At 58.7% G+C, this 10,205-nt stretch carries 8 protein-coding genes; 4 read left to right on the top strand and 4 right to left on the bottom strand.

The annotated features are described in order from the left end of the window. Positions 1 to 481: 481 nt before the first annotated feature. Positions 482 to 1,027 carry a hypothetical protein gene (locus Q0U08_RS13090; protein ID WP_298091835.1) on the bottom strand — a complete coding sequence of 182 codons (546 nt, stop codon included), beginning with the start codon at positions 1,025 to 1,027 and terminating at the stop codon, positions 482 to 484. Between the two features lie 856 nt (positions 1,028 to 1,883). Here Q0U08_RS13090 and Q0U08_RS13095 point away from each other — a divergent pair. The 4 genes from Q0U08_RS13095 (at position 1,884) to Q0U08_RS13110 (ending at position 5,711) form a co-directional block, all read left to right on the top strand. Then, on the top strand, positions 1,884 to 2,063 hold the full coding sequence (locus Q0U08_RS13095) for a hypothetical protein (protein ID WP_298091836.1): 180 nt from the start codon (positions 1,884 to 1,886) through the stop codon (positions 2,061 to 2,063). Positions 2,064 to 3,028: 965 nt separating this feature from the next. Further along, positions 3,029 to 4,348 carry a hypothetical protein gene (locus Q0U08_RS13100; protein WP_298091837.1) on the top strand — a complete coding sequence of 440 codons (1,320 nt, stop codon included), beginning with the start codon at positions 3,029 to 3,031 and terminating at the stop codon, positions 4,346 to 4,348. An 83-nt stretch (positions 4,349 to 4,431) separates the two neighbouring features. Further along, positions 4,432 to 5,031: a hypothetical protein gene (locus tag Q0U08_RS13105; RefSeq protein ID WP_298091838.1), complete on the top strand. Its 600-nt coding sequence runs from the start codon at positions 4,432 to 4,434 to the stop codon at positions 5,029 to 5,031. Continuing rightward, positions 5,028 to 5,711: a hypothetical protein gene (locus Q0U08_RS13110; protein WP_298091839.1), complete on the top strand. Its 684-nt coding sequence runs from the start codon at positions 5,028 to 5,030 to the stop codon at positions 5,709 to 5,711. The genes Q0U08_RS13105 and Q0U08_RS13110 overlap by 4 nt, the downstream gene beginning before the upstream one ends. A gap of 145 nt (positions 5,712 to 5,856) precedes the next feature. Here the strand turns inward: Q0U08_RS13110 and Q0U08_RS13115 are convergent, their stop codons facing one another. The 3 genes from Q0U08_RS13115 to Q0U08_RS13125 all read right to left on the bottom strand — a co-directional run bounded on the left by Q0U08_RS13115 (position 5,857) and on the right by Q0U08_RS13125 (position 9,803). Continuing rightward, positions 5,857 to 6,585, bottom strand: coding sequence for a hypothetical protein (locus tag Q0U08_RS13115; protein ID WP_298091840.1), 729 nt, complete (start codon positions 6,583 to 6,585; stop codon positions 5,857 to 5,859). A gap of 178 nt (positions 6,586 to 6,763) precedes the next feature. Further along, the gene (locus Q0U08_RS13120; RefSeq protein ID WP_298091841.1) at positions 6,764 to 8,959 is read right to left on the bottom strand and encodes a hypothetical protein; all 2,196 of its coding nucleotides are present in this window, start codon (positions 8,957 to 8,959) and stop codon (positions 6,764 to 6,766) included. A 1-nt stretch (position 8,960) separates the two neighbouring features. Continuing rightward, entirely contained in the window at positions 8,961 to 9,803 is an 843-nt protein-coding gene (locus Q0U08_RS13125; protein WP_298091842.1) for a hypothetical protein, read from the bottom strand. Between the last annotated feature and the right edge of the window lie 402 nt (positions 9,804 to 10,205).

The following is a 10,205-nucleotide window of genomic DNA, read 5'->3' on the forward strand; positions in this document are numbered from 1 at the left end:
TGCCCTTTCACCGCGTAGGTCAGCCTTACACCGGCCTGGGATCCGCCCAGTTGCACACCGAGCAATGATGTGGTCTGGCCCCCTCTCGCAATGGCCCAGGCGCTTGCTGTCCAGCGGGAGGGCGGGGTGGGGATCGGAGTAGGCGACAGCGGAGGCGGGATCGTGCCGGTTGCTGCCTGCGCACCTTGTGCCACCAAGGCGAGAGGTGGGGAGACGGACACGTTTTGGACTGGAACTTCAGATTGGGCGATGGGCGCTGCGATGCGCAATGTTTCGGCGTGGTAAGGTCGCGGCACAGGGTGAACTGGAAAGGCCGTGGGCCTGCGTAATACGGGCACCGTCGATGCTCGCGCAGGAGGAAGAAGTAGCGTACCCACCGCCTCCGGCGTTGCTGTTGGCCACAGGATGAAAAGCGTACGTGCAAGTGTCCAGCCGCCGGTAACCAGAAGCAGGAAGCGGATGGGGCGTCCGGCAGCCATGATCAGGCTGCATCCGGAAATTCATGCTGGGTCTTGTCCCACACGGGTGTGTGACCACGAAGGATGCCGGCGTAGCGCAGCAATGCGCGGGGGGCCGCGGCGAGTGCAACGAAATTGCCCACGACAAAACGGGGCACGGACCACAGCGCCTCTTGCCAACCATAGACACGGCGCGTGAACGCCATCCGCATCGCCAATCGCCAGCACAGCAGCAAGGCGTTCCAGAAGATGAAATCGTCGAGCAGGGGGTCTGCCGGGGGCGCGGTTGTACCACGGATCAGGTGGATGAGCGTGACGATGCCCCACAGTAGAAGCGCGACATAGGCGGTCGCTAGAACGAGCATCGCCAGAGGCGCGCGTCGGTCGCGCATTCGCATCCAGTGATCACTTAGAGCAAATGGACGTGCCCAGCCGGTGCGATCCCAGCCAGCAAAGGCGATGCCAGTCATCCACCGGGCCTTTTGCCGAATGGCGGAGATCAGATCGCCGGGGAAATAGGCGCGGACCGCGACAACCTGTCCATCGTCCTGATGCACGCGCGCGAACAAGCCATCACCGCCCAGATCGGCAATCCGCAGCCCCAACTCGTATTATCTTGATACCAAAATTATGCAGTCAGCGTTCAGATTATCACGAAGAATTCGTCGCTTAGGCACGTTTCATCCCAGATAATTTATGCTCGTTAAACTGTTGGCTTACTGTTCTAAGCGTCTCGACGGCGTTAAGTCGCCTTCCAAGTGGTCGGGAAGGTACCAATAGCCCGTGCAAGGGTCTGCCGGCCGGTGGCGCACATCTGTACCTTCCAACAGCGCACCGGCAGACCTTCGGGGCCTTAAGCTTGCTGCGTCTTATTACGGTTTGTTCTCACACAGTCGGATAAGGCAAGATGCGCAACGTTTGATAGCCGAACCGCTAACGCTGCTGGGCAGCTGGTGTAGCCTCTCTCAAATCGGGATATCAAAATGCCGTCACGCAATTGCTTATTTATAATCGGCCTATTCTTTAGCAAGCCGCTACTTGTTCAATGCGAGGAATATACTAAGATCACGTCAGACCCGACGGCTTACGTATACGGCCATACTTGCGCCTGCGCCAATTTCATCGCCGAACTTCGGCCCAGCGGTTTCATTGATGTTTTCGCAAACGTAGCCATCCGCCGTTCACGAGCTCAGAACGGTCTTGCACTATTACGGAAGCTTTGTAACGCAGCACATGCGGACGGTATATCCCGTCCGCGGGGCGTGGAAACCCCGACAATCGCTAGGTCCGGTCGAGCATTTCGGCCGGGCGGCTGTCGCGCATGTCCAAGGCTTGCCCAAAGGCGGCAGCGCCTTGTCCTAGCGCAGGGTTTCCAACGCCCGGCTTACGCCGGGCCGCCTCTGAACTGCCGGAGGCGTGACGTCGATGAACATTGATGTTTCAAATGATATTTTTAAGACGCAGCTCAGCGATGCCGTCATATTGCTTAGATCATTTAGCCAATCAAATGGCCTTACCATTGATGCAGCCATTTCTATAATAATGGCAGCAGCTAGCCATGAGGGTGGTTTTGACGCTATTATTGCCATGGAGAAAGTATCCTAAGCTATTATCATGGATAATAAATCTACTGCTCCAAAAAGTAGACAGCAGCGGCGATGGGAAACGAAGCACGCCTCTAAGATGATAATTAGCAATACGTTGAGATCACAGTTTCCGGATATTTTTACATTCGATCCATTACAAATTTCAGATCCAGACGGCTGACAGGTGATTTTAAGCTCTACTTAAAGTTTTAGTGGAAGCCGATCTGGTCACTTGTGGGAACCGCTGGCCTCGACTGTTTTTTTCCATGTTGTCGAGCGGGGGCTTCGAACGCCTTTTAGTGGTGGAAACCTGCCTGTCCGCTTTCGGGGGTACGATCGCGGTAAGCAGTCGTTCGTTCATAACGCTGTCCATGGCAGCTAAGCGCCCTCAACTCGGTCATTGAAACATTCTTCTCGCAAGCCCGAAATTTGACATTCGGCTGTACGGCGTAGTGGGCTTTCGTAGCGGGTGACATTTGATAAATCAGTTATGTTCGATTTTAGCAGGATTCAGGCACGTCGTCGCGTTAGCTACGTTTCAAATCCTACAACAATAATTTTTTGGTGCGCGGAATAATAAAATGCCGACGTCAATGTCGGATGATAAAAGCGGAAACTCTCGAACGCGAAAGCATGAGCACAGTCGTCGTATAGCAATATAATATCTGTTTGGTCGAGGCTGTACTTATGTGGGTATTCACAATAATCTATTTTGCCTGTAATCTGTGTATTGTGAGGTTTCTCGTCAACCGTTAAATTTGCCCTTTGGGAGAGGAATGGCATTTCGCGACGACTGCGCAGCTAGGAGATTCTATGCACTACAGGATTTTATGAACCTGCTTCGGTGGCGGCGGTGCCAGCGCGTATGACGACGTCGTGGCCGACCAGACCGCGGGTGGAAGCCGAGCGTGAGACAATCGTCAGTGACGGATTCAATTGACGAGGCAGCGAAGTCATGCTTGCTTCCGATTAAGGGGAGTAAACATGGCTTATCGAAATCTGCCGCTGACATCGTTGATCGTAAATCCAGCCAACGACCGGCACGGTGAACTTGGGAACGAGACTGCGGCGATTGCCCAGCTCTTCGCGGCGCAAGAGCCTCACATGCGCAATCTTACGAGGGATCTGGTCAACAAGGGGGAGGTTTTCGAACCGCCGCTCGTCTTTCCTTCTGGCGACAAATATATCGTTGCCGATGGCAATCGCCGTACGACCTGTCTCAAGCTACTCGCAAACCCGAGGCGAGCGCCGACGGTCGAACTTCAGCAGTTTTTCGCCGACCTGAAACCGAAATGGCCCGGCATCTTTCCCGACAAACTGGAATGCAGGGTCGAGGCGGACCGGGACCGCGTCGATGATATCCTCTTTCGGCGGCACACCGGTGTACAAGGTGGAATAGGCCAGAGCACCTGGGACGACCGGATGAAGACAAACTTCGTCGTCCGCACAGGTAAGGGCGGGGGGTTAAACGTCGCTGACGAGATCGAGAAATTGCTTAAGGAGGCTAAGCTTCTTCCGGGGCGAAAAATCCCGCGATCGAACCTCAACCGTTTGCTGTCCGCTGAATCGCTCCGGAACCGCCTCGGCATCTCGGTGCGCAAAGGCAGGCTCGACATCATCTGCGACCGCGCGGAGACGCTGAGCGCCCTCCATCGAGTAGCCAATGACCTCGCAAGCCGCACGATCACGTTGGAACAGATTTGGGATACAGAATCCAAGCTGGCTTACATGGACGCCCTGGAGACGGAAGGCGTTCTACCAAAGGTGATGCCGAAGTCGGGTGCTAAGCCGGCACCGAACCCCGCGCCCGCTCCCAGCCCTTCACCTGTACCGCCGCGCCCTGCTCCTGCTCCGCCGCGACCACAAGCATGGCCTCATCTGATTCCCGAGGTGAACTACGGCATAACGTGGCCAGCGCACTTGCAGCGCCATCGCGCTATTTGGGAGGAGCTTCAGTACAAGCTTGAGTTGAGCGAGGAGCCCAACGCAATCTCTGTCTTACTTCGCGTCCTGCTCGAGCTCTCCATCGATAATTACGTCAAGCGCGCACAGCCGGCTGGCGTGCAGGAGGCGGACAAGCTGTCTCGCAAAGCTGCGAAAGTCGCCGCGGACCTTCATGACAAGGACAAGATCGACAAGAAGTATCTGGGCGCGATCAACAAGCTGCAGCAAGGAGAAGGCATTGTCTCGATTGATACGCTCAATCGCTATGTGCACTCGCCTAATTTTAGCGTCTCACCTGAACACCTAAAAATGCTTTGGGAGACGTTGGACGACTTTGTTGTTCATTGCTTGTCCGCCTGAAATCCATCGGTAGCGGTGCCCGCGCCGGCATGCGGATCACGAATTTGGCGGGCTAGATGAAGCGACTGAGGTTGAGAGTTCAGATGTTCAAGGCAACGATCGGCAGGAATGAATTGCAGTCGCTGATCGAAGCGATGTCCGACCTCGACCTAGCTCGTTTCCTTTACTGCCAGGAAATGGCTGGTGCATATCTCGCGGTGGGCAAGTTCGAGAGCATGCTGATCTCAGCCATGCACTTGTGCGATCGAGTGAAACTGCAAAAGGCGCTTGGCACTGACCGAGATGCGTGGGCGCGTTCGGTTGCGAAGAAGGCGCAGTTGGAGGGATCGACACTCGGCTCCCTCATCAAAATCCTGGAGCGCCACGACATCGCTCCCACCGATATTGCCTACCTTCGGTGGATCAAGGACAAGCGCGACTATTTTGTCCATAGACTGTTCCATGAAGATGCTTGGCCAGGCGACCTCGATGAGGCAGGCTGCCGGCGGATGAGACGGCGCCTCGTCGCAATCCAGCTGTGGCTAGAGCGGGGCGAGCGGAACATCTGGCTTATATTCGAGCGAGCTGGCTTCGTAGAGCTGGATCGCCTCGATGATGGCAGCATGCTCGCGATGAACACCGGCCTCTATGATCTGATTCAAGAGGACCTTCCCGAGAGGGCATCTGGGGATGGAAAAAAATGAACCGTGCCCTGAAAGATATCCCAAACCGGATTTTGAACCTTGCGATTGGTGCGCTCACGCAAGCGAATACGCATGCCGTGTATTTCGATCCCGGCAACGAGCATTGGGAACATATCTGCGTGCTCAACACCGCGCACGCCGGAGAGCTGTTTCTCAAGGCGATTATCGCGAGGGAGCATCCGCTGCTCATTTTCAAAGACATTTTCAATCTCGATGACAAGAGCGTTGAGCTTCTGGATGTCGAGACATTGATACAGCGCGGGCGGACACACGACTTTGAGCGGCTACCACAGATCCTCTGGGCGACCACTGGCAAGCGCATTCCGAATCCGCCTTGCTTTGAGAAGCTGAGGCGCGCTCGAAACGCCATTCAGCATTTCTGCGCTCCGGACGAACAGGATTTCAGGGCGCTCTCGCTTGAGTTCATCTATACGATTATTGATCCTCTAATCTCCCAGGCTTTCGACCTGTGCGCGATCGAATTTCATGAAGATCACAGCGTTAGCTACGACTACGTGGTTGCTGCGTTGCTCCGGTCAGGACTCAAATTTACCGTGCCCGATAATTTCAACGTCACCGAAATCAGAATGGCTGAAAAGCTAGAAGGGGCTTCCGCATCGTATAAAAAATGGATAAGAGCCGAGATGAAGCGTGTCGATCGGCTCGAACTCCTGTCTTAACCTCTGATGTAAGGCGACTGAGGTCGCTTCCACTTATAGCGGTACATCTGAGCTAATCGGAAAATTGCGTTTGCAATTTCTCTGGGGGCATCTTTCCGCGTCAATCGCACATCTGCAAATCGATGTTTCGGCGCCTGACCATCGCTCAGCGGATTTTCGCTCGGTAGCCGGCGATAGTGCGGTTGCAGCCAGCCAAGGTGGAGATCGTTGTGGGCTCCGCCAGGCCTTTGTCGAAGGAGCGCGAATAATAATCGCGGACACGCGGGTCGGCGGATCGGCCGAATTCCTTCACTAGCGCATCCGAGCGCGCCGCACCGATCTTGGAGCGGCAGGTACCCGCCAGCATCATCAGGTCGCCTCGCGCCTGGATTTGGGTAGTTTGCCAGCTTGCCAGGCCGCCGGCCTCGAGCAACGAGTCCGCCACGTCAGTAGTGACTTTTTCCAGATCATAATCTGGCGGCATTATGATCAGGGACGAGAAGATGGGGTCGGTCGTCGCGGCCACGCAGGTGCGACCATAGCCAAGCAGGATGCCTCTGACGGCGCGAAGCTGCACATCGGTCTTGGCACCGTTGGCGGCTGTCTCGAGGTCCGTCTTCAGGATGTTGCCTTGGCGCGAGACCGCTTCGCCTTTCAGGCGCTCGAGCTTTGTTGGGTCCACTTGCCAGGGCGTCGTCTCGGCATTTAGCGCAGCCTCCGCCTTTTCGGCCAGATCGGCGGTCAGCCTCATTCCAAGCTTCTCGCAAAGCGGTGCGGTGACTAGGAACTGGGCCACGCGATTAAGCCTGTCTTGTTGTGCCTGTGTCTGGCCATAGGCCGGCGCAGCCCCGGAGACGGTCAGCGCTGTCAAGACCGCACGAAAAGCAGCGCTCATTCGATTGCCCCAAACACTCGTTGTTCTCGGCCCGTTGATTCAACCCTATCACTACCTTTGGCAATGCCAACGGGCGCCGGCGCATCACGGAGAAGGAGCGGCTCCAAAGAGGCGGTGCCGATGGGTGACCCTCGTCTCGACCGAGGATCCGGCCGGCAACGACGGACACCGCGGCCAATCACGCCTCGATCATGAGACCTGCATCGGCCAGCTTCTGAAGGTATGGCGAGAGACCGTCGCAGTCCTTGGAGGCGACAAACTCGAGGCGGTGTTCCGCCCGGCTGATACCCAAATAGAGCTCGGCCAGAAAGTTTCGCTCGGAATGACCGCGAAAGCCCCCATCGGGGACAAGATTGGCGTTGGCATCCGCCAGTACCACCGTGTCGAACTGGAGCCCAGCAACGTATTCTGGCATGCTGAACACTATGCGCCTGTTCATGTAGCGCAGCTTCTCAATATCGTCCCGCGATCTGATCACGAAAACCGCGCGCGCGTACTGATGCTCGGCGGCGAGATAATAGGTGCTAAACCGCTCGTAGTCGAGGCAAAGGACCGCAACCTGGCCCGACCGGGCGCGTGCGTCAGCCTGCAGAGAGGCGGCCAGTTCCATCGAACGGCGGAACACCCGAGTCGCGTTCGCTTCCACCCGGAACGACGGCTTCGGACCGCTCGCCACCATGCTGACGCCAGGCGGGAGATTCCAGTCGTCGCTCATGTCAAGAGCCGGCGCGGCGTCCACCACCCCCTTGATTACCGCAGCGATCTCGGGGGTGTAGCGGTAGACCTCGACGAGGTCGATCTTCTCGGAGCCCGCCAGACCCGCGCGCTCGTAGATGCTGACGGCGCGCTCGTCCTTCTCGTCGCTCATCTCGGTGTAGACTTGGCGAGGCGACTGCTTGGGATCTAGCGCCATCATGACCAGCGGCGTGCGGTCGCCATCGCGCAGCAGGTTGTGAAAGATCAGCCGCTCCTGCGCATTGAAGAGGTGCATCTCGTCCACGAATACGACGTCCCAGCCGCGGGTCGCACGCGCCGCCTCCCAGAAGAAAGTCTGGAGTTCGTTTAGATAGTCGCTCACAATCTGGTCGGACGAGATCAGTCCGTGCTCTTTGAGGTAGGCCAGGAACCTCGCCCACAGCCCGAACACCACCTCCTTCTCCACTTGGTTGGCGAGCGGCATCATGTAGCCGACGCGTCGCATGCGAATGTAGCGCTCCCGATCGGCCGCTCGGCCTAACAGGCCCTGGGCGGCGAGCACGCAGCCGAACTCGATCAATAGATCCCACGCGAGGCGACGACGCTCGCGCGAGCCGGGGGGGCATTCAAACGGTTTCCGGAAGGCCTCGGTCGAGCCACCGCGATATGCGATCCAGTCCGCGTCGGCGAAGGCGGCCACAAGGTCGTCGATGATCTTCAGGGAGCGCCGCTTCCCCTCATCGCTGTCCCCGCCGAGCGGTTCGCGGCCGATTGACGCGTAGTCCCGCTCGCCGGAGATGCTGAGGAGTGGGTAGACCTCGATGGCGTTGGCGCCTCGCACGGTCCGCCCGATCGAGCGCACCAAGCCGTCTACCTTGATCGCCATCGCCCAGCTGTGAGTCAGGAACAGGATGCGCTTGGGCTCCCCCTCGGGGGCCTCCTTCGCGATCCGAAGCGCCCGCATGACCATAGCCAGCGTCTTGCCCGTTCCCGCCGCTCCCCGGACTCGCAAGGGACCGTTCAGAGGGCGCTCGACGAAATCTCGCTGCCGTGGTGAGAGCCTGCTGAACCATTGGTCGTAGCTCATCCCCCGCGAGACGGCATCGCCCTCGATCGTGTCCAAGTCGACGCGGGAGACGTCTTCAGGGGCCGCGCCCGAGCGCCGAGCCAGTAGGGAGGGAAGCTCGTCAAGCGCTTTGCAATAGGGTGCCGGATCGATCTTGAGGTTCGCTAGGTCGCGGGCATCCCTGTTCTCGACGAGGTCGAAAACGAAGGTGTTGCCGGATTGCTGAAAGTTCACCTCGGCGATGACACGCAGGTCGCTCAAGGGGTGCGCGAACAGCGAGACGCGGTTATGCTTGCGCCAAGGCATCCAGGCCGGATTGAGCGCGATGCGGTCGTCAATGCCGCGCAGTGCGATCCGTAGGCAGCGATCGAACAGCACGCGTCGCTCGTTCTCCTCGACGCGGTCGAAAAAGCCGTGGCTCCCGGGACCGATCACGACGACGCGGCTGTGCTCGTCACAAGCCGACGTGGCGACCAGCGTCGCGTCGGTGCCGATGACGATATGGGCGTGCCCGAACTGCGGCGGCGCTGCGTCGGTTAGCACCTGATCCAGCGGGAAGTCGGGATGTGAGGCGACGTTCATCGCCGCCGCGGTGATCATGATCGTACGCATGTCAGCTCCAGGACTCAAACAGGCGCGCGGCGGCGTCCTTCTTACGTATGTCGTGGTCGTCGGGGAGCCCGATGTCGGCAAACACCTTGGCGAGGCTCTGGGTTATGGCGTATCGGAACGGCGCGCGCACCCTGGCAACGCGCTTCGCGTGCGCCTCGCCCGCGCGAACGGCACCCGGCCTCCCGGTGATCTCGTCCACTCCGAGCTGCCTGATGTGGCGGAGCAGCAGGAACAGGCCGCCCTCCTCACCCTCGGGTGTGGACGGCAGATGGTACACGTCGCCGGGAAGGCCGCTCCAGACATTCTGTACCTCGCGGACGAGGATCGCTGCGTTGGCGGCGCTTGTCTGGTTTGTCGCCTCGTGTGCGCGACGTAGAAGCGGTAGATCAGGGGTTTCGCATGCCAGCGCTGTCTCCACCGCGAGGAGCTTCTCCAGCGGAGGGCGTAGCCCGTTCCGCTGTCCCTTATCTGTCGCGCCGAGCTCGTCGAGCAGGCCGTCGACGCCTGCGCGCGCCAGCCAGTCCCGCACTGCCGAAGCCGTCAGCTCCCCCATTGACCCCTGTTTTGCGCGCCACGTGTTGAGGCGCTTGGCTGCTTCCGCCATCAGCTTGGGTTGATGCTTCGCGAAATACGTCGGGCGCCAGGAATGCCATACGAAGTCGCGGGCTGGCATGGCCGGCACATAGGACACCACCCCGTCGTGCTTCTTCCAGACAAGATCGCAGTCCGCCGTGACCACCACGCCGAATATCCGCCAGGGCGCCGAGGCGCGGGGGGGCAGCCATTCGATAACGTCGCCCTGCGCGACGTTGTCCGGGTCGGCTATGTCCTCATACTCGTGCATATTTAATCCGGAACTGCTCCATCGCCGCGCGCGACCGGCAAACACGATACGGCAGCGCGCCGGCAATGGCGATACAGGGCTTCTGCCTCGACGAGGCGATCCAGTGTCATGGTCCGCCTACCCTCGTAGCGGGCGCGAAGAGAAAACCCAGGAATAGGGATCGATGCCGCCGAGCCGTCCGCTTTCGGCGCATCGGCTTCTGAAAGTTGCCTGGCTGCTCCCGGCCGATTCCCGCCATAGGGCTGAACCTGAATCAACGACCGCTTTCGGAATGCTTGTGAGCAGCCCTGAGTGACCGAAATTGGGTCGTGCCGGCAACAGAGATCTCTGAAGTTACCTTATCGTGGCCCCGCTCCTCCGTTTTCATGAAACGGTAAATTAGCAGTTAGTCCCCATGCTGCG

It is taken from the genome of uncultured Sphingomonas sp., from assembly GCF_946477935.1.
Lineage (GTDB): Bacteria > Pseudomonadota > Alphaproteobacteria > Sphingomonadales > Sphingomonadaceae > Sphingomonas.